At 62.6% G+C, this 22024-nt stretch carries 23 protein-coding genes; 10 read left to right on the top strand and 13 right to left on the bottom strand.

What is annotated here, in order from left to right:
• Nucleotides 1–31 precede the first annotated feature (31 nt).
• Nucleotides 32–430, bottom strand: coding sequence for a VOC family protein (locus FG13_RS05415; RefSeq protein WP_035819104.1), 399 nt, complete (start codon nucleotides 428–430; stop codon nucleotides 32–34).
• Between the two features lie 101 nt (nucleotides 431–531).
• Nucleotides 532–771 carry a DUF2798 domain-containing protein gene (locus FG13_RS05410; RefSeq protein WP_035819102.1) on the bottom strand — a complete coding sequence of 80 codons (240 nt, stop codon included), beginning with the start codon at nucleotides 769–771 and terminating at the stop codon, nucleotides 532–534.
• Nucleotides 772–867: 96 nt separating this feature from the next.
• Here FG13_RS05410 and FG13_RS05405 point away from each other — a divergent pair, with 96 nt between their 5' ends.
• Both FG13_RS05405 and FG13_RS05400 read left to right on the top strand, forming a co-directional pair.
• Nucleotides 868–1809, top strand: a complete 942-nt coding sequence (locus FG13_RS05405; protein WP_051958579.1) for a LysR family transcriptional regulator — start codon at nucleotides 868–870, stop codon at nucleotides 1807–1809.
• A gap of 113 nt (nucleotides 1810–1922) precedes the next feature.
• A complete protein-coding gene (locus FG13_RS05400; RefSeq protein ID WP_035819100.1) occupies nucleotides 1923–2126 on the top strand; it encodes a hypothetical protein in 204 nt (67 codons plus the stop codon).
• Nucleotides 2127–2214: 88 nt separating this feature from the next.
• On the opposite strand, the gene FG13_RS05395 is transcribed toward FG13_RS05400, so the two are convergent.
• Nucleotides 2215–3915 carry an MFS transporter gene (locus FG13_RS05395; RefSeq protein ID WP_035819098.1) on the bottom strand — a complete coding sequence of 567 codons (1701 nt, stop codon included), beginning with the start codon at nucleotides 3913–3915 and terminating at the stop codon, nucleotides 2215–2217.
• Nucleotides 3916–4143: 228 nt separating this feature from the next.
• On the opposite strand from FG13_RS05395, the gene FG13_RS05390 reads away from it, so the two are divergent.
• From FG13_RS05390 to FG13_RS05380, 3 genes are all read left to right on the top strand, one after another.
• Nucleotides 4144–5322, top strand: coding sequence for an acetyl-CoA C-acyltransferase (locus tag FG13_RS05390; protein ID WP_035819095.1), 1179 nt, complete (start codon nucleotides 4144–4146; stop codon nucleotides 5320–5322).
• 126 nt (nucleotides 5323–5448) lie between these two features.
• Nucleotides 5449–5751, top strand: coding sequence for a Dabb family protein (locus tag FG13_RS05385; RefSeq protein ID WP_035819092.1), 303 nt, complete (start codon nucleotides 5449–5451; stop codon nucleotides 5749–5751).
• Between the two features lie 97 nt (nucleotides 5752–5848).
• A complete protein-coding gene (locus FG13_RS05380) occupies nucleotides 5849–6847 on the top strand; it encodes an NADP-dependent oxidoreductase (protein WP_035819089.1) in 999 nt (332 codons plus the stop codon).
• Nucleotides 6848–6898: 51 nt separating this feature from the next.
• On the opposite strand, the gene FG13_RS05375 is transcribed toward FG13_RS05380, so the two are convergent.
• On the bottom strand, nucleotides 6899–8095 hold the full coding sequence (locus tag FG13_RS05375; RefSeq protein WP_035819088.1) for an FAD-dependent monooxygenase: 1197 nt from the start codon (nucleotides 8093–8095) through the stop codon (nucleotides 6899–6901).
• A 125-nt stretch (nucleotides 8096–8220) separates the two neighbouring features.
• On the opposite strand from FG13_RS05375, the gene FG13_RS05370 reads away from it, so the two are divergent.
• Together FG13_RS05370 and FG13_RS05365 are read left to right on the top strand one after the other, a co-directional pair.
• Nucleotides 8221–9021, top strand: coding sequence for an AraC family transcriptional regulator (locus FG13_RS05370; RefSeq protein WP_035819086.1), 801 nt, complete (start codon nucleotides 8221–8223; stop codon nucleotides 9019–9021).
• Nucleotides 9022–9089: 68 nt separating this feature from the next.
• Complete coding sequence (locus FG13_RS05365) at nucleotides 9090–9515, top strand: GNAT family N-acetyltransferase (protein WP_051959563.1); 426 nt, start codon at nucleotides 9090–9092, stop codon at nucleotides 9513–9515.
• A gap of 101 nt (nucleotides 9516–9616) precedes the next feature.
• Here the strand turns inward: FG13_RS05365 and FG13_RS05360 are convergent, their stop codons facing one another.
• From FG13_RS05360 to ygfZ, 9 genes are all read right to left on the bottom strand, one after another.
• Nucleotides 9617–10627: an ABC transporter permease subunit gene (locus tag FG13_RS05360; protein WP_035819084.1), complete on the bottom strand. Its 1011-nt coding sequence runs from the start codon at nucleotides 10625–10627 to the stop codon at nucleotides 9617–9619.
• Nucleotides 10628–10651: 24 nt separating this feature from the next.
• A complete protein-coding gene (locus FG13_RS05355) occupies nucleotides 10652–12151 on the bottom strand; it encodes a sugar ABC transporter ATP-binding protein (protein WP_035819081.1) in 1500 nt (499 codons plus the stop codon).
• 77 nt (nucleotides 12152–12228) lie between these two features.
• The gene (locus FG13_RS05350; RefSeq protein WP_077404737.1) at nucleotides 12229–13164 is read right to left on the bottom strand and encodes an ABC transporter substrate-binding protein; all 936 of its coding nucleotides are present in this window, start codon (nucleotides 13162–13164) and stop codon (nucleotides 12229–12231) included.
• 64 nt (nucleotides 13165–13228) lie between these two features.
• Complete coding sequence (tal, locus tag FG13_RS05345) at nucleotides 13229–14179, bottom strand: transaldolase (protein WP_035819079.1); 951 nt, start codon at nucleotides 14177–14179, stop codon at nucleotides 13229–13231.
• A complete protein-coding gene (gene xylB / locus FG13_RS05340; RefSeq protein WP_200880366.1) occupies nucleotides 14179–15666 on the bottom strand; it encodes a xylulokinase in 1488 nt (495 codons plus the stop codon). The genes tal and xylB overlap by 1 nt, the downstream gene beginning before the upstream one ends.
• 31 nt (nucleotides 15667–15697) lie before the next feature.
• The gene (locus tag FG13_RS05335; protein ID WP_035819074.1) at nucleotides 15698–16705 is read right to left on the bottom strand and encodes a LacI family DNA-binding transcriptional regulator; all 1008 of its coding nucleotides are present in this window, start codon (nucleotides 16703–16705) and stop codon (nucleotides 15698–15700) included.
• 294 nt (nucleotides 16706–16999) lie between these two features.
• A complete protein-coding gene (locus FG13_RS05330; RefSeq protein WP_035819072.1) occupies nucleotides 17000–17737 on the bottom strand; it encodes an NRDE family protein in 738 nt (245 codons plus the stop codon).
• Nucleotides 17728–18018 carry a DUF4936 family protein gene (locus tag FG13_RS05325; protein WP_035819070.1) on the bottom strand — a complete coding sequence of 97 codons (291 nt, stop codon included), beginning with the start codon at nucleotides 18016–18018 and terminating at the stop codon, nucleotides 17728–17730. Before FG13_RS05325 ends, FG13_RS05330 begins: the two co-directional genes overlap by 10 nt.
• A gap of 7 nt (nucleotides 18019–18025) precedes the next feature.
• Complete coding sequence (gene ygfZ, locus FG13_RS05320) at nucleotides 18026–19141, bottom strand: CAF17-like 4Fe-4S cluster assembly/insertion protein YgfZ (protein ID WP_035819068.1); 1116 nt, start codon at nucleotides 19139–19141, stop codon at nucleotides 18026–18028.
• 176 nt (nucleotides 19142–19317) lie between these two features.
• Here ygfZ and mltG point away from each other — a divergent pair, with 176 nt between their 5' ends.
• The 3 genes from mltG to FG13_RS05305 are packed head-to-tail and all read left to right on the top strand — an operon-like array spanning nucleotide 19318 to nucleotide 22013.
• Nucleotides 19318–20304 (top strand): endolytic transglycosylase MltG, encoded by a 987-nt coding sequence (gene mltG / locus FG13_RS05315; protein ID WP_035819066.1) that lies wholly within the window; start codon nucleotides 19318–19320, stop codon nucleotides 20302–20304.
• Between the two features lie 24 nt (nucleotides 20305–20328).
• Nucleotides 20329–20970, top strand: coding sequence for a dTMP kinase (tmk, locus tag FG13_RS05310; RefSeq protein WP_035819063.1), 642 nt, complete (start codon nucleotides 20329–20331; stop codon nucleotides 20968–20970).
• 14 nt (nucleotides 20971–20984) lie between these two features.
• Nucleotides 20985–22013 carry a DNA polymerase III subunit delta' gene (locus FG13_RS05305; RefSeq protein ID WP_035819059.1) on the top strand — a complete coding sequence of 343 codons (1029 nt, stop codon included), beginning with the start codon at nucleotides 20985–20987 and terminating at the stop codon, nucleotides 22011–22013.
• Nucleotides 22014–22024: the final 11 nt, after the last annotated feature.

The raw sequence follows: 22024 nt of genomic DNA, 5'->3' as shown, positions 1-22024 counted from the left end.
AATGCCGAACAGAGGCGTATTTCCCGTCCTGTCAGCCGGCGTCGGCGCGATGGCAGACGGCTTCGATGCGGTTGCCGTCCGGATCGAACAAAAAGGCCGCGTAATAGCTGGCGTGATAGTGGCGCAAGCCGGGCGCGCCCAGGTCGATGCCGCCATGCGCCAGCCCCGCATGCCAGAACGCTTCCACGGCGGCGCGCGAGGGCGCCTTGAAGCAGCAATGGCGGCGCGGCGCGTCGTCGGGCGTGGGGCCGAGGCGCACGGAAAAATAGCTGCGCCCGGGATGTTCCGCATCGCTGCGCTCGCCATAGCCTATCCATGCATCGGCATGGTCGCTGCCCACCTTGGGCACGCCTAGCGCGGCGAAGATGGCGTCGTAGAAGCGCTCGGCGCGTTCCAGGTCGCTGACGGTGAGGGAAACGTGATCAAGCATGGGTACTCCGCTATAAAAACAAGGACGGCCATAGCATAGCCCGGATCAGGGCGGCCGTGGGCGGGAGTGACCGAGTGATACTGTTGCTGGCCGACTGCCGGTTAAGGGCGGCTGGCGAGCCGGGCCACGATGCTGCGGCTGAACAGCTGCACGCGGGGCGCGAACAGCATCACGGCGCAAAAGGCCACGGGCCAGGCGGCAAAGAACGCATGGCGCCAGCGGGGCAGGAAGTCGGCCTGCAGGCCGATATTGAGCCAGGTGACCCAGGCGCTCATCAGCAGGGTCATGAGCAGCGACATCAGGAAGGCAAATACGCAGCGCAGGCGCAGGGCGTCGGACATGGTGCACTTTCAAAGTGTAAAGATACGCCAGCGTAACGACTTGCAGCAATCTATACTAGAGCCATATTTTTAATTTCAAATTCCGAAAATGCAATCATGCTTGATGATTTAGCCTTATTTGTCGCCATTGTCGAGGCGGGCAGCCTGCATGCGGCGGCCGTCAAGGAAGGCTTGCCCGCCGCGACCGTCACGCGCCGGCTGCAAAAGCTGGAAAGCCAGCTTGGCTACCGCTTGCTCAACCGCAGCGCGCGCCGCCTGCAGCCGACGGCGGAAGGCTGGCAGTACTACGAGCAGTGCCGTCCCCTCGTGCACGCCCTGCGGCAGGCGACGCAGCAGCTCGACGCCAGCCTGTCGGCGGTCTCGGGCAGCATCCGCGTGCTGGCGCCCGTCAACTTCGCCAGCGGCTTGCTGACGCCAGCCTGGGTCAGCTTCATGCAGAAGTATCCGGACATCCGCCTGGAGCTGGAACTGTCGAACCTGCTGCAAGACCTGGTGGGCAGCGGCGCCGACCTGGCCATCCGCGTGGGCGCGCTCGACGATTCCTCGCTGATGCAGCGCCGGCTGGGCAGCGCTTCGCTGGTGATGGTGGCCGCGCCTGCCTACCTGGCGCGCGCCGGCGTGCCGCGCGACTTGCAGGAGCTGGAAAAGCACGAGTTGATCGTGGCCGAGCCATTGCGCAGCTGGCGCTTGCGGCGCCCTGGCGACGGCGCCGAGCTGGTGATCGAACCGCAGGCGCGCCTGCGCGTCAATGAAATGCGCCTGGCCGTGGAGATGGCCGACGCGGGCATCGGCATCTTGCTGTGTCCGCTTTTGCAATGCCGCGACGAAGTGGCCAGCGGCAGCCTCGTACGCGTCTTGCCCGACTGGATGCCGCAGCCGCGTCACGTGTACGCCGTGTGGACGCAGCGGCGCTACCTGCCGGCCCGCGTGCGCGTGCTGCTTGAGCACCTGGCGGCGTTTGCGGCCGGCAATCCGCTGTTGAACGAGGAGGCCGGCGCCGATCAGGTCCTTGCGCCGGGTATCCTTTCCAATAAGTAATACCGAGCGCTTGTACTTTTCGTCAAGATCGCGTTAAGATAAAGCAGCCCGCTTATCCAGTGGGCAATCTGGTGTTTTTTCGCGCAATCCCGTCCCTATCCATGAGAGTAGCAATGAAATATCTGATCATTCCCTTCTTGCTGGCCATCACCGGCTGCGAAGTACTGTATGACGCGAACCGGGACAAGATCGGCGAGTACTGCAACAGCCTCAATAATTTCGACGACCGCAACGCCTGCCGCAAGCGCAACCAGACCAGCTACCAGGAATACGTGCAGCAGCGCGACCAGCTGAAAAAGAGCAAGAGCGACAAGTAAGCTTGCAACCACATAAAAAAACGCCGCTGACCAGTCAGCGGCGTTTTGCATTGCGGACCCCGGCCTTGCGACCGGGGCTTGCTTCAGATTAATCGTCAGCGTAGATATTGTTATCCTTCGTTTCCTTGACGAACAGGGTGCCGATCACGACAGTCGCCAGGGCGACGACGATCGGATACCACAGGCCGTAATAGATATCGCCCTTGAAAGCCACCAGCGCGAAGGCTGTGGTCGGCAGCAAGCCGCCGAACCAGCCGTTACCGATATGGTAGGGCAGGGACATCGAGGTGTAGCGGATACGGGTCGGGAACATTTCCACCAGCATGGCGGCGATCGGGCCATACACCATGGTTACGTACAGCACCAGGATGAACAGCAGCAAGACCACCATCGGCTTGTTGATCTGGTCAGGATCGGCTTTCGCAGGGTAGCCCGCTTCCTTGATGCCGGCGCCCAGTTCTTTTTTCAGCGCCGCTTCGTGGGCCTTGCTTTCCGCATCGAAGTTCAGGCCATCGGCCGTCATGACGGCGTTAAACGACGTAAATTCCTTCGTACCGATGCGCACCTTGGCGATGCTGCCGGCCGGCGCGTCTTCCTTCGTGTAGTTCACCGAGCTGTTCGACAGGAAGCCCGTGGCGATGTCGCACGACGATGGGAATTTCTTCGTGCCCGTCATGTTGAACTGGAAGTGGCAGGAAGCAGGATCGGCAACCACCACCACTGGCGAGTTCTTCAGCGCCGCTTCCAGCTGCGGATTGGCGAAGTGGGTCAGGCCGTTGAAGATCGGGAAGTAGGTCGCTGCGGCGATCAGGCAGCCGCCGAGGATGATGTACTTGCGGCCGATGCGGTCGGACAGGCTGCCGAAGAACAGGAAGAACGGCGTGGCCAGCAGCAGGGCGATGGCGACCAGCACGTTGGCCGTTGCCAGGTCCACTTTCAGGGTCTGGATCATGAAGAACAGGGCGTAGAACTGGCCCGTGTACCAGACGACTGCCTGGCCGGCGGTCAGGCCGATCAGGGCCAGGATGACGATCTTCAGGTTTTTCCACTGGCCGAACGCTTCCGTCAGCGGGGCTTTCGAGGTCTTGCCCTCGGCTTTCATCTTGGAAAACGCCGGTGATTCATTCATGGCCAGGCGGATCCACACGGAAATACCCAGCAGGATGACGGAGACGAGGAAGGGAATGCGCCAGCCCCATGCTTCGAAATCCTTCTCGCCGGTCGCCAGGCGGGTGCCCAGGATGACCATCAGCGACAGGAAGAAGCCCAGGGTTGCCGTCGTTTGTATCCACGCCGTGAACGCGCCGCGTTTGCCTTCAGGCGCATGCTCGGCCACATAGGTGGCTGCGCCGCCGTACTCGCCGCCCAGCGCCAGGCCTTGCAGGATGCGCAGGATGACGAGGATGATCGGTGCGGCGATGCCGATGGAGGCGTGGCCCGGCAGCAAGCCGACGATGAAGGTGGAGCCGCCCATGATCAGAATGGTGATCAGGAAGGTGTACTTGCGGCCGATCATGTCGCCCAGGCGGCCGAAGACCAGCGCGCCGAATGGACGCACGATGAAGCCGGCGGCAAAGGCCAGCAGCGCGAAGATGAAGGTGGTGGTAGGGTCGCCGATGAAGAATTGCTTGGCGATGATGGAAGCGAGCGAACCGTACAGGTAAAAATCGTACCATTCAAAGACGGTGCCGAGCGAGGATGCAAAGATGACCTTGCGTTCCTCAGGCGTGATAGGTGTGCCTTTGGTGGAAAATTTCCGTACGTCGGCCGGGCCGGATGGTGATGCCATGGTTTGTCTCCCTATGTTTTATAGTGAACTGGTGCCGCGGTCTTTTTGACCATTCTTGCAACAGCTGGAGGCGAGTGTGTTCTCCGAACCTTACGTCATGCTTGCTTGAAACTTACACCAAGCTTACAAATCGATGTTACCCCGAACTTTGCGAACGACCGTACTTAAATGTGCTATTCTCATTGCGCAGATACCTCACCCCATAATATCCCCACAAGGAGACACAGCATGAATGAAGCCGTCATCGTATCGACCGCCCGCACGGGCCTGGCCAAGTCCTGGAAGGGCGCGTTCAACATGACGCATGGCGCCACCCTGGGTGGCCACGTGCTGGCCGCCGCCGTCGAGCGCGCGCGCATCGAGGCGGAGGAAGTGGAAGACGTGCTGGTCGGCTGCGCCTTCCCCGAAGGCGCGACGGGCGGCAACATCGCGCGCCAGGTGGCCTTGCGCGGCGGCTGCCCCGTCACCACGGCCGGCATGACCGTCAACCGTTTTTGTTCTTCAGGCTTGCAGGCCATCGCTCTGGCGGCGCAGCGCATCATCGCCGGCGAAGGCGATATCTATGCGGCCGGGGGCGTGGAATCGATTTCCTGCGTGCAAAACGAAATGAATACGCATATGTACCGCGACGTCTGGTTGCAGCAGCACAAGCCGGAAGTGTACTGGCCCATGCTGCAGACGGCCGAAACCGTGGCCAAGCGCTACCAGATTTCGCGCGAGCGCCAGGATGCCTACGGCGCGCAAAGCCAGCAGCGCGCAGCAAGCGCCCTGGCCGCCGGCCTGTTCGACGCGGAAATCGTGCCGATGACCACCATCATGGGCGTGGCCGACAAGGCCAGCGGCATGCTGGTCTCGCGCGAAGTGACGATTTCCGCCGATGAAGGCATCCGCGCCGACACGACGTATGACGGCGTGGCGAAGATCCGCCCGGCCATTCCTGGCGGCGTCATCAGCGCCGGCAACGCCAGCCAGTTTTCCGATGGCGCGTCGATGGCCATCGTCATGAATGCGAAAGTGGCCGAAGCGAAAGGTCTACAACCGCTGGGCGTCTTCCGCGGCTTTGCCGTGGCCGGCTGCGAACCCGATGAAATGGGTATCGGCCCCGTGTTTGCCATCCCGAAACTGCTGAAAAAAGCGGGCTTGACTGTCGCCGACATCGGTCTGTGGGAACTCAATGAAGCGTTCGCCGTGCAAGTGCTGTATTGCGCCGACACCCTGGGCATCCCCATGGACCGCCTGAACGTGAACGGCGGCGCGATTGCCGTCGGCCACCCGTACGGCGTGTCGGGCGCCCGCCTGACGGGCCACGCCTTGATCGAAGGCAAGCGCCGCGGCGTCAAATACGTGGTCGTGACCATGTGCATCGGCGGCGGGCAGGGCGCGGCCGGGCTGTTCGAAGTACTGTGATTTAAATTAAACCCAGTCTTCGGGCGGCCTTCGAGGCCGCCCGTTTGCATTGCGCGCCCCGTTCCTGCAAGACGCGCCGATAGCGGGTACAGTAATGCTTCATTAATAAACAAGCAGCCTGCCACCATGATCAAGCACATCGTTTTCTGGAAACTGTTAGACCACGCCGAAGGCGCCGACCGCGCCACGAACGCTTTGAAACTGAAAGCCCTGCTCGATTCCTGCTCCGGCCTGGTGCCCGGCATCCTGAAATTCGAAGCAGCCGTGGCCCAGCCGGGCCTGGAAGCGACCTACGACATCGTCCTGTACAGCGAATTCGCCAGCCGCGAAGCGCTCGATGCCTACCAGAACCACCCCGAGCACGTGAAAATCAAGCCGTTTTTTGGGGCGGTACGGGAAGCGCGGCAGTGCATGGACTATGAAGTGTGAAAACCCGTTAACCCCAAACGAAGGGCCGGGGTCGAACCCTCAGGGTTCGACCCCAGTTGTCGCCTCTGGGTTTCATTGATCAATAACAGGAGCATTCATGACCACCTACCAACGCATCGTCCTCGCCTCGCGCCCCGCCTCCACGGAGGAAGTCAACCCGGCACATTTTCGCCTGGAAACTCAAGACCTTCCCGCCATCAACGATGGTGAATTGCTGGTACGCAATCAGTACCTGTCGCTCGATCCTTACATGCGCGGGCGCATGAGTGCCAATAAAAGCTATGCGGCGCCGCAAGCGCTCGATGAAACCATGATCGGCGGCACGGTGGGCGTGGTACTTGAGTCGAAACATCCGAAGTTTGCCGTGGGCGACACGGTCGTGGGGACTTTGGGCTGGACGGAAGTGGCCGTGTCGGATGGCACCATGCTGCGCAAGGTCGACACGACACAGATTCCCGCTTCGGCTTACCTGGGATCCGTCGGCATGCCGGGCATGACGGCGTGGTATGGCTTGAATCAGATCATGGCGCCGAAAGCGGGCGAAACCGTGGTCGTGTCGGCCGCCAGCGGCGCCGTGGGCAGCGTCGTGGGGCAACTGGCGAAATTGAAAGGCTGCCGCGTCGTCGGTATCGCCGGCGGTGCGGAAAAATGCCGCTATGTTGTCGAGGAACTGGGTTTCGATGCCTGCGTCGATTACAAGGCGGGCAATCTTGAGGCCGATTTGGCGGCGGCCACGCCGGACGGCATCGACGCCATCTTTGAAAACGTGGGCGGCGCCATCTTCGATGCGGCGCTGGCGCGCACCAACGCGTTTGGCCGTGTGGCCGTGTGCGGCTGGATCGCCGGCTACAACGGCGAACCGACGCCGCTCGACAATGCGCGCCTGATCCTCACCAACCGCCTCACCGTGCGCGGCTTCATCGTTTCGGAACAGCCGGAATTCTGGCCGCAGGGACTGGCGGAACTGGGAACGCTGGTGGCGACGGGCAAGCTGAAATTCCGCGAATCCGTGGCCGACCGCCTGGCCAGCGCACCCGAGGCCTTCATCGGCCTCTTAAAAGGGCGCAACTTCGGCAAGCAGCTGGTGAAGTTGTAACCGGGCCGTCCTGAAAAGTGACCGGGCGCGCCCGGTAGCGCAGCAATGCTTTCAATAGATCGGGAGCGTGAAATCCTCGTCGATCCTGCGCGCCTTGCTCGTGGCGTTCGCTTGCAACAGCGACTGGATCAGGGCGCTGCCGAAGCACCGTTGCAGCAGGTGCGCGATGGCGATGCCGAACCGCGTCCGCACGTGCATGAGCCGGATGAGGCGAGGGCTCAGCTCCCGCTGTGTACGCTCGACATACGGGCGAAGCATGTGTTCGTATGCCTCGAAAGCCTCGGTGTGGTTCGCGCATCTCTTGATTTCCCCCGCCAGCACGTAGGCTCCCACCAGCGCCAGCGCCGTGCCCTTGCCCGTGAATGGCGTCGGGCAGTGCGCCGCATCGCCCAGCAAGACCAGCCGGCCTTTTGACCAGGTGGAAGCTTGTACCTGGCTCATCGGCCCGAAGTAGAAGTCCTGGACATTATCCAGCTCGGCGATGATACGATCGGCCACCTTGCCCCGGCCCACCAGTGCCGCACGCAGCATCTCGCGCCGCGACGGCGTCGTCGGACTCCGCACGCCAGGCTCAAAGGCAGGAAAGGTCATCAGCACGGTAGTGTGCGTCAAGCCACCTGGCCTGAGGTTGATCATCGTCCCGCCTATGCCATTGACGGAGCAGGCCCAGAAGTCGTCCTCCGGCCGCCGGGGAATGTTGAAAAACGCCATGTAGGCACCGAGGTAACGCATGCGCGTTTCAGCAGCCAGCGCCAGGTCTCTGGTCGGCGAGCTCACGCCGTCGGCGCAGATCACCAGCGCGAAGTCCTCTGCCGTGCCATTGGCAAAGGTTGCCCGCACGCCATTTTCAATCTCTTCAACGCCACTGACGCACGTGCCAAAACGGTATTCGCAAGTACCGCTGGTCGCATCGAACAAAATACGCGCGAAATCGCCGCGCAGGATTTCGAAATCGCAGGTCAGTCCACCGATACTACCTTTGGGAAAAACAGCCACCACCTTGCCGGCCGCGTCGAGCCACTTCTGTCCGCATTCCAGCGTGTCGCGCGCCTCGACCTGTTCCGTCAAACCCATGCGCTTGATGACCTGCTGCGCGGCATCCTTCACATCGACGTTCTGCCCGCCGACCCTGAGCGCGCCAGCCTTTTCGACGAGCACCACGGAGTAGCCGTACTTGGTCAGCCACCAGGCACACGCAGGGCCGGCGATGCCGCCGCCGCAGATCAGGATTTTCTTCGTTTGTTCCATGTGACAGCTTTCGTGGTTGTGATGTCAGTGTCCATGTTAGGCGCGCCACGTGTTGGTCACAATGAGCGAACAGGCCATGTTATATTGAATTCTTGCCACTGACTCTGACCCTTGAAAGGTGCCCGATGCCTGTTTTCAGCGACGACTCGTCCAGCGAGTGGGAAGATCCCGACTGCGTGCCAAGGCCGGTGGTCACGCTTGGCGCCGTTGGTCGCGACATGGATAGCCGCAAGGAGAGGGATTTTCATCAGCATCGAAAAGGCCAGTTCCTGCTCTGGATGCGCGGCGTGCTGACCTGCGAGGTGGACGGCGGCTTCTGGCTGGTACCGCCAGGAAGCGCCATTTGGATACCCGGTGGCACACAACATCGAATGGATGGGGCCGGCACGGTCGATTGTTACGTGGTGTATGTCGATCCTGCGGTGGGCGGCGCGTTGCCGCGGGAGTGCTGCACCTTGTCGACCACGCCGCTGCTGCGTGAATTGGTGATCCGTTCAGCGGCACTGCCGATGCGCTACGAAGAGGGCGGCATGGCGTCACGACTGATGACTCTGCTTCTCGACGAAATGGCGCTGGCGCAGCCCGGCCAGGTTCATCTACCCCTGACGACAGACAAGCGGCTACGCAAACTGGTCGAGTGGATCATGGCGCGTCCGTCCGATCCGGGCAACATCGAATCATGGGCGCAGCGGATGGGCATCAGTGCGCGCACGCTGTCACGCCTGGTGTCCCGGGAAACCGGCATGAGTTTCGGACGCTGGCGCAGGCAACTGCATATCCTGCTCGCCTTGCAATGGATGGCCAGGGGTGCCACGGTCCAGCATGTCGCAGAGGGCCTGGGCTACGAGAACGCGAGCAATTTTGTCGTCATGTTTCGCAAAATACTCGGTGAAACACCTGGACGCTACTTGAAATCGAACGCTTGAGCCGAACCAACTGCCAGGGCGCGGCAGGCCGTGCGACAATGGCGGCCTGTTTCTTTCTACCGTACATCATGACCAAGCACACCATCCGCCTCGGCGACTGGGCCACCCTGGGCTCCGACGCCACCGCCATCCGTTTTGAAGTCTTTGTCGATGAACAGAAAGTGCCGGCCGAGATTGAACTCGACGACATGGACGCCGTCTGCCTGCACGCCGTCGCCTATGATGACTTTGGTGCCGCCATCGGCACGGGCCGGTTACTGCCCGATGGCCACATCGGCCGTATGGCCGTGCGCCAGCCGGGACGCGGCACGGGCGTGGGCGGCGCCATCTTGACTTTGCTGATGGAGAAGGCCCGCGAAAGGGGAGACTTGGCGGTGGTGCTGAACGCGCAAACCGTGGCCGCGCCATTTTATGCGCGCCACGGTTTCTTGCAGCAGGGGGAACAGTTTGAAGAGGCGGGGATTGCGCATGTGGAGATGCGGCTGGTGTTTTAGGGTGTTGTCGGATTACGGCCTGCGGCCTAATCCGACCTACGCCTGTCGTTGCACGTAGGTCGGGTTAGCGCAAAGCGCGTAACCCGACAACACCAGCAAAATCAGTTCTGCGCGTGCGACTGGCGCCATTTGTCGAGAATCACCGCCAGCACGATCACGACGCCTTTCGCCACATACTGCCAGAACGACGACAGCCCCAGAATCGTCAAGCCGTTGTTCATCACGCCGATGATCAGGGCGCCGATGACGGTGCCCCAGACGGAACCCACGCCGCCCATCAGGCTGGTGCCGCCCAGCACGACGGCCGCAATCGCATCGAGTTCATAACCGGTACCCCAGTTGCCGTTGGCCGCATACAGACGGCTGGCCGACATGGCGCCGCCCAGGCCGGCGAACAGGCCGCTGATGGTGTAGACAAACATCAGCACGAGGCCAACCTTGATACCGGTCAAACGGGCCGCCTGGATATTGCCGCCGACGGCGTAGATATGCAGGCCCAGTGTCGTCTTGCGCAAAATAAACCACGTCAGCACGACGACGGCCGCCGCCAGCCAGATCAGCCAGGGCACTGCCAGGAAGCTGCCGTTACCCATCCATTCAAAGCTCGGGATTTCCGTGTTCAGCACGCTGGTGCCGTCCGCCAGCAGGTAGGCGGCGCCGCGCAGGGCCGTCATGGTGCCCAGGGTCACGACAAACGGGTTCAGGCCGACGAGGGCGACCAGCACGCCATTGAGCGCACCCAGCAGCAGGCCGACGATGAGGAAGGCGGGAATCGAGAAGCCGGCGAACTGGGCCGACAGCGACATCAGCATGCCTGCCACGGCCGAGACGGCCAGCACGGAACCGACGGACAAATCGATGCCGCTGGTCAGGATGACGAAGGTCATGCCGGACGCCAGCACGATATTGATCGACACCTGGCGGAAGATGTTCATGGTGTTATTGCTGGTCATGAACGTCGACGTGCCGTCGGCCGAGAAATACACGGTCAGACCGTACATGGCCAGGTAGAGCACCACCAGCACGGGCAGCATGCCCAGGCGGCGCATCAGGTTCGAGGCATTGAAGGGTTCGCCGGCGCGCGCGGCGCCGCTGGTGGTACTCGTTGTCATGTTAAATCTCCTGAATGATTATTTTTATGCCGCTTCTTGCAGGGTGGCATAGGCAAGGATGTTTTCCTGCGTGATGTCGTCGCCCGTGACTTCGCCGGTGAGTCTGCCTTCGCACATCACCATCACGCGGTCGCAAATGCCGACCAGCTCGGCCAGTTCGCTGGAAATGCACAGCACGGCCGTGCCCGCGTCCGCCAGCTGGTGGATGATCTTGTAGATTTCGCTCTTCGCGCCCACGTCCACGCCCCGCGTCGGTTCATCGAGGATGAGGACCTTGGGCGCGATGGCCAGCCAGCGCGCCAGCAAGACTTTCTGCTGGTTGCCGCCGGAGAGTCCGCCGACGATGCCGTCCGGCCCCGACACTTTCACGTTGAGGTTGCTGATGGCCTCGCGCGTGAGCTGGGTCAGGGCGCCACGGTTGACCACGCCCGCCGTCGCATGCTTGGACAGGATATTCATCGACATGTTTTCCATGGCCGACAATTGCATGAACAGGCCCAGGCTCTTGCGGTCTTCGGGCAGGTAGCCGATGCCGTGGCGGATGGCCGCCAGCGGCCGGTGGATATGCACTTCCTGGCCGTCGAGCCATACTTGCCCGGATTGCTTCTTGTCCGCGCCAAAGATCAGGCGCGCCAGTTCCGTGCGGCCCGCGCCGACGAGGCCGGCAAGACCCGTCACTTCGCCCGCATGCAGGGCGAACGAGGCAGGCTTGACCTTGCCGCCGCCCACCTTGTCCACGCGCAGGCGCTCGGCGCCCCGGGTGGTGCGCCGCTGGTGCGAATAAAAGTCGTCGGCAGGGCGGCCCACCATCATTTGCACGACTTTCTTTTGATCCAGCTCATCCTTGCCCAGCTCGCCCACATAGGCGCCGTCGCGCAGCACCGTGATGCGGCGCGCCAGGCGTTCCACTTCGGCCATGCGGTGGCTGATGTAGAGTACGGCCAGACCCTTGTCGCGCTGCTCTTCGATGATGCGGAACAATTGTTCTGTTTCCCGGTCGGACAGGGCGGCAGTGGGCTCGTCCATGATCAGGATGCGGCTTTCGTGCACGAGGGCGCGGGCGATTTCCACCTGCTGCTGCTCGGCGATCGACAGGGTCGACACCATGGTGTCGGCGTCGAAGCGGGAACCGAGATCGGCCAGGATGGCGTTCGTGCGCGCGCGCATTTCGCCGCCCTTGACGGTCCAGAACGGTCCCTTCGGCTCGCTGCCCATGAAGACGTTCTGCGCCACCGTCATGTTCTTGGCCACGCTCAGTTCCTGGTAGATCAGGTTGATGCCCAGCGCGCGTGCCTCGCCCGGGTTGCGGATGCGGATCGGCTTGCCGTCGAGAATGATCTCGCCGGCGTCCGGCGTGTACACGCCCGATAAAATCTTCATCAGGGTACTCTTGCCGGCGCCGTTCTCGCCCATCACGGCATGGATTTCGCCGCTGCGCACGGTCAGGTGCACGCCGCGCAGCGCGCGCGTGGCGCCAAAGCGCTTCTCGATGCCGCGCATTTCAAAAATAATATCGTCGCTCATGACTGTCCTTCCTTGCTTGTGAAACTGGCGCCGCCTGCCAACCGGCCAGCGGCGCCTCGTGGTTCAGGTCAGGCAGATCAGTTCTTTACCCAGCCCGTGTAGGTGGCGACGTTTTCCTTGGTGATGGCCGGGGTCGGCAACAGCACCATGGTCTGTTTCGGCGTGCGGCCGTTCATGATGTCGTAGCCCATCTGCACGGCGTCGGTGGCCATGCGGTACGGGTTTTGCGCCGAGGTGGCGGCGAACAGGCCGGCCTTGTTTTTCAGGGCGTTCTGGCCATCGGGCGCGCCATCGACGGCCGTGATCAGTTTGACGTCCGTGCGCTTCGACTGCTTGATCGCCAGTTCGGCGCCGATACCGGTCGGATCATTGATGGCGAACACGCCGTCGATCTTCGGATGGGCCGTCAGCAGGTTCGACATCACGGTCATACCGCCGTCGCGGCTGCCGCCGGCGTTCTGGTTGTCGGACAGGATCTTGATATCCTTGAACGCAGCCAGGGTTTTCTTGCAGCCATTCACGCGGTCGATCACGGACGTGACCGGCGGGCCGTTCAGAATCACCACATTGCCCTTGCCGCCGATCTGCTTGGCCAGGTAGGCGCACGACACGTCGCCAGCCATGGTGTTGTCGGACATCACGGTGGCCGATGCGCCCACGGCGCCCACGTCGACAGCGATCACGACCACGCCCGCATTGCGCGCTTTCTTGATGGCTGGCGCGATGCCCTTCGAGTCGACGGCGTTCAGGATGATGATGTCGGTCTTGTTGGCAATAAAGTTTTCGATCTGGTCCACCTGGGTGTTCAGGTCATACTTGCTGGACACTGTGGTGACTTTCACGCCAGGGCCGCCCAGCTTTTTCGCGCTTTCTTCCGCGCCGCGGCCAATCGCCACGAAGAACGGGTTGGCCAGGTCGCCCACGCTCACGCCGATCGATTTCAGCGGTTTGTCAGCAGCGAAAGCGCCACAGGCGGCGGACAGCAGCAGGGAGGCGGTAATGACTTTTTTCATGAGGATCTCCAAGGGTTTTTATTGTGAAAAACAAACGGTGCTACGGGTGAAAAAGGGTGCCAACTTATTGACTGCGTAATTTCTCGATCATGGCGTCCAGCTTGCCCGCATCGACGGCAAAGCCGCGGATGCCTTCGGCCAGCTTTTCGGTCGCCATCGCGTCGTCGTTCAAGGCGTAGCGGAAAGCGGCTTCGTCATACGTGATGGCCGGCTGCGCCTCGCCCAGGTCGGCGCCCAGGGCCCGCTCGAACGGTGCATCTGCCGTTTCGAGTTTCGCCAGCAGATCGGGGCTGATGGTCAGCAAGTCGCAGCCGGACAGGGCCGTGATCTGGCCCACGTTGCGGAAGCTGGCGCCCATCACTTGCGTGGCGATGCCATGTTGTTTGTAGTAATTGAAGATGCGCGTGACCGACTGTACACCTGGATCGTTGGACAAGCTGCGCGCCGCTTCGTCCCATGCCGCGCCCAGCGATTTTTTATGCCAGTCGTAGATGCGGCCCACAAAAGGCGAAATCAGCCGTACTTTCGCATCAGCGCAGGCGACGGCCTGGCAAAATGCGAACAGCAGGGTCAGGTTGCAAAAGATGCCGTCTTTTTCCAGTTCGCGCGCCGCCTGGATGCCTTCCCAGGTGGCGGCGACCTTGATCAGCACGCGCTCGCGGTTAATGCCGGCTTGCTCGTACAGGGCGATCAGGCGGCGTCCGCGGGCGACCGTGGCGTCGCGGTCAAAGCTCAGGCGCGCATCGACTTCCGTCGATACGCGGCCCGGCACCACCTTCAAAATTTCCAGGCCGAAGCGCACCAGCACCTGGTCGACAATATCGTCCAGCGACGCGTTCTTGTGCGCGGCGACCGTGCTTTCCAGCAAGGGTGCGTAATCGGGCTGCAGCACGGCCTTTAAAATCAGCGACGGATTGGTGGTGGCGTCCTGCGGCGCGAAGCGCGCCAGTTGCAAAAAGTCGCCCGTGTCGGCGACGACGGTGCTGTGTTGTTTCAATTGTTGCAGCTGATTCATTACTCTTCCTTATCACTGAGTTGGTGCAAGGCTTGCACGGCGGGAAACAAGCTACGGTAGCGGCTGTAGCGGATGCTCAAGGCTGCGCTGTGCGCGGCATCGGGCAGGAAAGTGTTTTTGATGGGCAAGCTGGTGGCCAGCAGCTGGCGCTGGCCGATGGCGGCAAAGCCGAGCTTGGCCGCGCCCAGGCTGGCGGACAGTTCGCTGTTGTGCAGGGTGCGCATCTCGCGGCCCAGCACATTGGCCAGCAATTGCGCCCAGTACTGGCTGCGCGCGCCGCCGCCCACCAGCATGCAGTGGGGAACGACGGCGCCTGTCGACGTGACGGCCGCCATCGCGTCGCGCAAGGCAAAGGCCACGCCTTCGAGCACGGCATAGCCGAGCTGCGCCGGCGTGCTGTCGTGGCCCAGCTGTAAAAAGGCGCCGCGCACTTGCGGGTCGTTATGCGGCGTGCGCTCGCCAGACAGATACGGCAGGAACAGGGGTGCGGACGGCGCGATGGTGCTGTCGAGCGGCAAGAGCGCTTCCACCAGCGCCAGCAGGGCCGCCTCGTCGGGCTGGCCCAGCACGCCAGTGGCCCAGCGCAAGCAGCTGGCGCCGGACAGGATCGCGCCCATCGCATACCAGCGGCCGGGCAGGGCGTGGCAAAAGCTGTGCACGCCGCCGGCCGGATTGCCCAAAGGCTGTTCGGTGACGGAAACGATGGCGGCGCTGGTGCCCAGCGAAATGAAACTGTCGCCGCCGTTGACGGCGCCGATGCCCACGGCCGAGACGGGGTTGTCGCCGCCGCCGGCCGCCACCACCACGTCCGCTGGCAAGCCCAGCTTGTCTGCGACGGCGGCCAGCACCGTGCCCGTGGCCGCATCGCCTTCGGCCAGCGCCGGCATCTGTTCCGCACGCAAACCGCAGGCGGCCAGCATGGGGGCGAACCAGGCACGGCTGGCCTCGTCCAGCCACAGGGTACCGGCCGCGTCGGACATGTCGGTGACCTTGTTGCCCGTCAATTGCAGGCGCAGATAATCCTTGGGCGACAGCAGGCAGGCGATGGCGGCAAAGGCGTCAGGCTCGTGGGTTTGCAGCCACAGCAGTTTTGGCGCCGTCAGGCCCGCCATGGGCAGGCTGCCCGTCACGTCCGCATACGCGGGATAGTCGCGCGCCAGGCTGGCCGCTTCGGCTTCGGCGCGCGCATCGTTCCACAGGATGGCGGGACGGATCACGGTGTCTTGCTCGTCGAGCAGCACGGCGCCGTGCATCTGGCCCGACAGGCCGATGCAGGCGACCTGCGCGTATTCCTGCGGCCAGCCGGCGCGCAGCTGCGCCAGGGCGTTGACGCAGGCGGCCCACCAGTCTTGCGGCGCTTGTTCGGACCAGCCCGGCTGTGGGCGGCTGGTGTCGACGCGCACGGACGCTTGGCCGCGCACGGCGCCAGTGCTGTCCATCAGCACGGTTTTCAGTTCGGAGGTACCGAGGTCGATACCGAGGGAAATCGCTGGATGCATGTTGATTTACTGTAAAAGGTCAGGGGCAGCCGCAGGAATTGCGTACGCGCAAGGTCGGCGACAGGCGCTGCACGTGCTGGGCACGGCCGGGATGGGCGATGCGCTCGATCAGCAGGTCGACGGCCATGGCGCCCAGCTCTTCGAGCGGCTGCGCCATCACGGTCAGGCGGGGGCTGAAATAATCGGCCCAGTCGAAATCATCGAAGCCTGCCAGGGACACGTCTTGCGGTACCGCAATGTGCGCGTCGCGCAAGGCATGCATGGTGCCGATGGTCATCAGGTTATTGCCGGCCACGATGGCCGTGGGACGCTGTCCTGCAGGCAGGGCCAGCAATTCGCGGGTGGCCACGCCGCTGCGCTCGAGGTTGGAGTCGCCCGAGCGCAGCAGTTCCGCATCGAAGCTGATATTAGCGCGCTGCAAGGCCAGGCGGTAGCCGTCGATACGCTCGTGCGTCGTGGACAGGCCGGGCGCGCCCGCGATGAAGCCGATGCGGCGGTGGCCGTGGGCCGTGATCAGGTGGCTGACTAGCTGGGCCGTCGCCTCGATGTTTTCCACACCTACCTGGTCGAACGGCTGTGGCGACATGCGGTCGACCAGCACGGAAGCGATCTTGTTGCTGGTCAAATAGTCGAGCGCGCGGTTGTGCGGATCGCCGGACGGCGCCAGCACGATGCCGTCGACCCGGCGCTGGTGCAAGTTCTGTACTACTTTGAGTTCCTGCTCGGGATCGTCATGCGTATCGGAAAACAGCATCATCAAGCCATGGCGCGTGCAGGCCGCCTCGATGGCGCGCACGGTTTCACTGAAGTAATGATTGGTGAAGGCGGAAATGGCCACGCCGATGGTGCCCGACGAGGAGCCGGCCAGCGCGCGCGCCAGCATGTTGGGCACATAGCCGATCTGCTGCATGGCCGCATTGACGGCGGCGACGGTTTTCGGGCTGACCTTGCGGGTGCCGTTGACTACGTGAGAGACGGTCGACAGCGATACGTCCGCCGCCCGCGCTACATCTTCCATGGTGGCCATGGTGTCTCCTGAGGTTTTTTTATTATTGTGTACTGCGATAGTGTGCGGCTGTGTCGCCGCGATTGAAGCTATCGTAAACAAAAGAAAGCGCTTGCGCAAGCGCTTTCTTTTTTGTGCAAGCACATGCGGAGTGGCTTTTCGATGCAGACAAGGGGAAGCGTGCGTAGGTCGGATTAGCGCGCCGCAGGGGCGCGTAATCCGACATTGTGGACGGTGGTGATGCCGGTTGAGTGTGGTGGTGTTGTCGGCTTACGCGCTTGCGCGCTAACCCGACCTACCCCGACCTACCCGGACCTACTGTATCACCAGCTCATGCAATTCGCCGGGAGAATCCGGGAACAATTTGACGACGGTGGAGGCGCGCGTGCCGTAGCCCGGCGTTTCGATGCAGACGGCGGACAGCACGCGTTCGAGGTCGAGCGGCACGCCCGTGTCCGGCAAGCGGAAGTCGGGTGCGCGCGTGGTGTCGGCCAGCATGTCGAAATACGCTTCGTCGGGCGCGCCCTGGCACAGCAAGCTGGCGAACTGGGCCTTGGTCTTCAGGACCTTCGGCCATGGCGCGTCGAGCAGCGCGTTGGACAGGCCGTAGATGCCTGGCTCCAGAGGCTGGCCGTTGCGCGCATCGCCATCGCCCCGGTTGGAAAACCAGATCAGGGTATCCGCGTCGCCCAGCACCAGATTAAAACCGTTGTAGGCTTTGCATCCGGGGCGGATTTGCGCGATGTAGTCTTGCGGCGACATATTGCCAGCCAGGTAGTCGGCCACCAGGGCGCCGCGCGAGGGGGCGTCCGGGTTGCGGTCTTGCGGGCTGCGGATATTCGTGATGGCGGCAAAGCGCGAGCTGCCGCCGCCGGCTTGCGTGATACCCATCCAGCTGCCGCCCGCCTGCAGGTCGCGGCCAGCATACACTTGCGGGTGCTCGGGCCAGGCACCAGCGGGGGCGCTGGCGCGTTCGTAAAATTCGTCGCGGTTGGCGGCGGCAATCAGCGGGATGTGCGGATTGACTTTCCAGGCAAAAACGATCAGGCACATGGAGGCAAATCCATGAACACTTCCGTATGGCGCGCGCCGGCCGTCAATGACAGCAAGCCCGCTTCGTCGGCTGCGCTGGCCAGCAGTTCCGTAAAGCCTTCGCCGACGACGGGATAAATTTCCATCCACGTCTGCAAGCCATCCTTGGCGTCAGGACGGCGCTTGAGTTGCGGCGCCACGCCGGAGGCGGCCGCCAGTTTTGCCTGCAAGGCACGCACCCTGGCTTCCAGCGCCTGGGCGTGCTCTTCTTTTACCTGATAGTAAACGTACAGATCTTTCATGGCATTCTCACAAGTCGAGTGCGTCGAGCACGTAAGGCATGGTCAGGAATTGCACGGCGGCGCCCTGGGCCGAGCCGTAGCGCACGGCGCCGGCGGCGCTTGCACCTTCTGCTATGGCCCCCAGCTTCATTTCAACGAGGGCGTCGATGCCGCCCACGCCGTTCGGAGCCGCGTTGACGACCATGCCGCAAGGCTGCTCGGGGTCGCTGATGGCGAATAGTTCGCCGCCGGCCACGACCGAGGGATCGGCAATGCTGACGAGGGTGGTGCGGCGCTTGAGCTTGCCCAGATACTGGCTGCGCGCGACGATTTCCTGGCCCGGGTAGCAGCCTTTCTTGAAATTGACGCCGCCCAGCAGCTCGAAGTTGACCATTTGCGGCACGAATTGCTCTTGCGTGGCGGCCGTGATTTGCGGGATGCCCGCGTGGATCTCGGACAATTGCCAGGCGTCATTGCCGCCCTTGGCCAACTGTTGCGTCAATGGGGTCCACACGTCGCGCGCCGTGGCGGCCGACGTCAGCCATTCATAGCGGGCGCTGCCAAATGCATCGGCCACGCGCAGCAGCGTGCCCAACTCATGCTCGACCTTGCTGAACGGCGTGGCGGGCAGTGCCGGGAACCAGGCGGACAGGGCCGAGCTGGCCTTTTGGCCGCCGAGGCCCAGGACGACCTGGTTCGCTTCGTCAAAGGATGCATCGTGCAGCTTGGCCTTGGCGCGCAGCACGAACATTTGCAGCCGCTTCTGGATGGCTGGCTGTATGGTGCGCGGCAATTGCAGATAAATGGTGGTGGCGTTGCGCCACATCAGGAAACTGGCCAGCAAGCGGCCCTTCGGCGTGCAGTAGCCGGCCAGGCGCACTTGCTCCTGGCTCAGGTGTTCCACGTCGTTGGTCAGCTGGCCGTGCAGGAAACTGGCTGCCTCGTCGCCGTTCAAGCCGATCAAGCCCTGGTCCGTGATGGCCGCGACAAAACCTTCTTGCAGCTGGGGCACGGTCAGGGACTGGCCGAAATCATGGATAGGGGCGGCGGCGATGGGGGCGGTGCCGTCAGGCACGCCACCGGTGGCAACGGGGCGGGCGCCTTGGGCGGTTAAAAATTGATTCCAGTTATTCATAATTTCCATTAGATCAGCGATTAAGCATTATCATTACGGGTTCATTATAGTGATGTCGCGCAAATTGCGTCGGCAGCGGCAAGATTGCCAGTGTTGGCGCCGCTTTGCGCGGACTTGCTTCACAAATGAACGATCATAACAAGCGCGCGTTGCCCGCCAGCGAGCGCATCACAAGAATCGGAACAATGGCTTTCTTTAAAAAACTTGTAGTCAGCTCAGTCATCGCCGCCATCGGCGTCGGCGGTACTTTTGTGTATTGGGCGCAGCAGCCCATCACCACGGACGGCGAGGCGATCCCGTTTACGATCGCGCCGGGCAGCGGCGCGCATGCGGCCGGCCAGCAAATCGCGGACGCGGGCGTGCCCATCGTGCCCATCCTGTTCAACATGCTGGCGCGCATCGAAGGCAAGACCTCGAAGATCAAGGCCGGTTCTTACGAGTTGAAACCGGGCACCACGCCGCAGCGCCTGATCACGCAGCTGGCGCGCGGCGAATTCGCGCAAGAGGCGCTGACCATCATCGAAGGCTGGACCTTCAAGCAGATGCGCCTGGCGATGGCGAATCACCCTGGCCTCAAGCACGATACCGTGGGCCTGTCCGACAAGGAACTGATGGCGAAGATCAGCCCGGAATACGTGCACCCGGAAGGCTTGTTCTTCCCGGATACATATTTGTTTGCCAAGGGCGCCAGCGAAATGCAGATTTTCAGGCAGGCGCACACGGCCATGATCGGCCGCCTTTCCGAAGCGTGGGACAAGCGCGATCCGGCCTTGCCATATAAAAACCCGTACGAGGCGCTGATCATGGCTTCCATCGTGGAAAAAGAAACGGGGCAAAAGTCCGAGCGCGCGATGATCGCCGGCGTGTTCGTCAACCGCTTGAAAACAGGCATGCTGCTGCAGACGGACCCGACCGTGATCTATGGCATGGGCGATAACTACCAAGGCAAGATCCGCAAACGCGACCTGGAAGCGGACACCCCTTACAATACCTACACGCGCGGCGGCTTGCCGCCCACGCCGATCGCCCTGGCTGGCGCGCAATCGCTGACGGCGGCGCTGGCGCCGGCCCGCACGCAAGCGCTGTATTTCGTTGCGCGCGGCGACGGCACCAGCCAGTTCTCGGCCAACTTGCCCGACCATAACCGCGCCGTGAACCAGTATCAGCGTTAATATCATCACAAGATTAAGAGTTTCATGACACAACACTATCAACCCCGCTTCATCACCTTCGAAGGCATCGATGGCGCGGGCAAGTCGACGCATATCGGCTTTGTGACCGACTACCTGCAGCAGCGGGGCGTGAGCCTCGTTTCATCGCGCGAACCGGGCGGCACCAGCCTGGGCGAAAAGCTGCGCGAACTACTGCTGCATGAAAAAATGCACCTGGAAACGGAAGCCTTGCTGATGTTCGCCAGCCGCCGTGAACACATCGCGCAAGTCATCGCACCCGCCCTGGAACGGGGCGAGTGGGTCATTTCCGACCGCTTCAGCGATGCCAGCTTTGCCTACCAGGGCGGTGGGCGTGGCATGGACTTGCGCAAGATGGAAGCGCTGGAAGCATGGGTGCACCCGCACTTGCAGCCGGACCTGACATTCCTGTTCGACGTGCCGCTGGCCGTGGCCAGAGCCCGCCTGGACGCCACGCGTGCGCTCGACAAGTTCGAGCAGGAGCAGGCCGATTTCTTTGCCGCCACGCGCAACGAGTATCTGCGCCGCGCGGCCCAGTTCCCGGAACGCTTCCGCATCATCGATTCCACGCAAAGCATCGCCGATATTCAAGTACAGTTGGCAAAACTGCTGGATATTTTGCTCGAACAAAGCCCTGTAATGCGCTGATTTAAAAGAATAAAATGACCAGTTCTCTCTATCCGTGGCAACAGGATGCTTGGCAGCAATTGCAAGCCTTGCGTCCGCGCATGCCGCACGCCATTTTGTTCCATGGCGCGCAAGGCATCGGCAAGGCCGACTTCATCGAGCATTTCGCGCAGGCACTGCTGTGCGAAGACGTGCGCGCCGACGGCCACGCCTGCGGCGCCTGCGCCTCGTGCGGCTGGTTTAGCCAGGGCAACCATCCCGATTACCGCCGGGTCCGTCCGGAAGCGCTGGAAGACGAGGTGGCGGACGACGGCGAAGAGGGCGAAGGCGCGAAGAAAAGCGCCAAGACCAAGACGCCGTCGAAAGACATCAAGATCGAGCAGATCCGCAATCTGGCCGACTTCATGAACATTTCCACGCACCGGCAAGGCTTGCGCGTGGTGGTGCTGTACCCGGCCGAGGCATTGAATACGCCGGCGTCGAACGCCTTGCTGAAAACCCTGGAAGAACCGCCGCCGGGCACCGTGTTCCTGCTGGCATCGAACAGCCTGGACCGCTTGCTGCCGACGATCTTATCGCGCTGCAGGAAATTCGCCTTGCCCATGCCCAGCCACGAGCAGGCCTTGACGTGGCTCAAGCAACAAGGCTTGAACGATGCGGACAGCTGGCTGCGCGAGCAGGGCGGCGCGCCGCTGGCCGCGCTGGCCCAGTCCGAATCGGGCGGCCGCGAAGAAACGGAACAGTTGCTGCAGGTGCTGGCCAATCCCGGCGTGGAAGCGGCCCTGAAGGCGGCCGATAAATTGCAGAAGGCGCCGCTGGCGCCGCTGGTAGCATCGCTCCAGCGCTGGCTGTACGACGTGTTTTCCGTCAAGCTGTCCGGCACCATCCGCTACTACCCGCGCCACCGGCGCGAGCTGGAGGCCTTGGCCGGGCGCATCAATGTCAGCCGTTTGATGGCCGCCATCAAGGCAGCGAACGAACGCCGGGCCATTGCCGAGCACCCCTTGTCACCCAAGCTGTTCCTGGAAGACATGTTGCTCGACTACGCATCCAGCTGCCAATAAAATCAAACGCT

The organism is Janthinobacterium sp. RA13, from assembly GCF_000745325.1.
In the GTDB taxonomy this organism is placed as follows: Bacteria; Pseudomonadota; Gammaproteobacteria; order Burkholderiales; family Burkholderiaceae_D; genus Janthinobacterium; species Janthinobacterium rivuli.
This window is presented reverse-complemented; position numbering and strand designations above follow the sequence as displayed.

What these genes read in the sequence shown, in the direction of transcription:
- FG13_RS05415 (WP_035819104.1), bottom strand. Translation starts at nt 430, where the DNA reads ATGCTTGATCACGTTTCCCTCACCGTCAGCGACCTGGAACGCGCCGAG.
- FG13_RS05410 (WP_035819102.1), bottom strand. Translation starts at nt 771, where the DNA reads ATGTCCGACGCCCTGCGCCTGCGCTGCGTATTTGCCTTCCTGATGTCG.
- FG13_RS05405 (WP_051958579.1), top strand. Translation starts at nt 868, where the DNA reads ATGCTTGATGATTTAGCCTTATTTGTCGCCATTGTCGAGGCGGGCAGC.
- FG13_RS05400 (WP_035819100.1), top strand. Translation starts at nt 1,923, where the DNA reads ATGAAATATCTGATCATTCCCTTCTTGCTGGCCATCACCGGCTGCGAA.
- FG13_RS05395 (WP_035819098.1), bottom strand. Translation starts at nt 3,915, where the DNA reads ATGGCATCACCATCCGGCCCGGCCGACGTACGGAAATTTTCCACCAAA.
- FG13_RS05390 (WP_035819095.1), top strand. Translation starts at nt 4,144, where the DNA reads ATGAATGAAGCCGTCATCGTATCGACCGCCCGCACGGGCCTGGCCAAG.
- FG13_RS05385 (WP_035819092.1), top strand. Translation starts at nt 5,449, where the DNA reads ATGATCAAGCACATCGTTTTCTGGAAACTGTTAGACCACGCCGAAGGC.
- FG13_RS05380 (WP_035819089.1), top strand. Translation starts at nt 5,849, where the DNA reads ATGACCACCTACCAACGCATCGTCCTCGCCTCGCGCCCCGCCTCCACG.
- FG13_RS05375 (WP_035819088.1), bottom strand. Translation starts at nt 8,095, where the DNA reads ATGGAACAAACGAAGAAAATCCTGATCTGCGGCGGCGGCATCGCCGGC.
- FG13_RS05370 (WP_035819086.1), top strand. Translation starts at nt 8,221, where the DNA reads ATGCCTGTTTTCAGCGACGACTCGTCCAGCGAGTGGGAAGATCCCGAC.
- FG13_RS05365 (WP_051959563.1), top strand. Translation starts at nt 9,090, where the DNA reads ATGACCAAGCACACCATCCGCCTCGGCGACTGGGCCACCCTGGGCTCC.
- FG13_RS05360 (WP_035819084.1), bottom strand. Translation starts at nt 10,627, where the DNA reads ATGACAACGAGTACCACCAGCGGCGCCGCGCGCGCCGGCGAACCCTTC.
- FG13_RS05355 (WP_035819081.1), bottom strand. Translation starts at nt 12,151, where the DNA reads ATGAGCGACGATATTATTTTTGAAATGCGCGGCATCGAGAAGCGCTTT.
- FG13_RS05350 (WP_077404737.1), bottom strand. Translation starts at nt 13,164, where the DNA reads ATGAAAAAAGTCATTACCGCCTCCCTGCTGCTGTCCGCCGCCTGTGGC.
- tal (WP_035819079.1), bottom strand. Translation starts at nt 14,179, where the DNA reads ATGAATCAGCTGCAACAATTGAAACAACACAGCACCGTCGTCGCCGAC.
- FG13_RS05335 (WP_035819074.1), bottom strand. Translation starts at nt 16,705, where the DNA reads ATGGCCACCATGGAAGATGTAGCGCGGGCGGCGGACGTATCGCTGTCG.
- FG13_RS05330 (WP_035819072.1), bottom strand. Translation starts at nt 17,737, where the DNA reads ATGTGCCTGATCGTTTTTGCCTGGAAAGTCAATCCGCACATCCCGCTG.
- FG13_RS05325 (WP_035819070.1), bottom strand. Translation starts at nt 18,018, where the DNA reads ATGAAAGATCTGTACGTTTACTATCAGGTAAAAGAAGAGCACGCCCAG.
- ygfZ (WP_035819068.1), bottom strand. Translation starts at nt 19,141, where the DNA reads ATGGAAATTATGAATAACTGGAATCAATTTTTAACCGCCCAAGGCGCC.
- mltG (WP_035819066.1), top strand. Translation starts at nt 19,318, where the DNA reads ATGGCTTTCTTTAAAAAACTTGTAGTCAGCTCAGTCATCGCCGCCATC.
- tmk (WP_035819063.1), top strand. Translation starts at nt 20,329, where the DNA reads ATGACACAACACTATCAACCCCGCTTCATCACCTTCGAAGGCATCGAT.
- FG13_RS05305 (WP_035819059.1), top strand. Translation starts at nt 20,985, where the DNA reads ATGACCAGTTCTCTCTATCCGTGGCAACAGGATGCTTGGCAGCAATTG.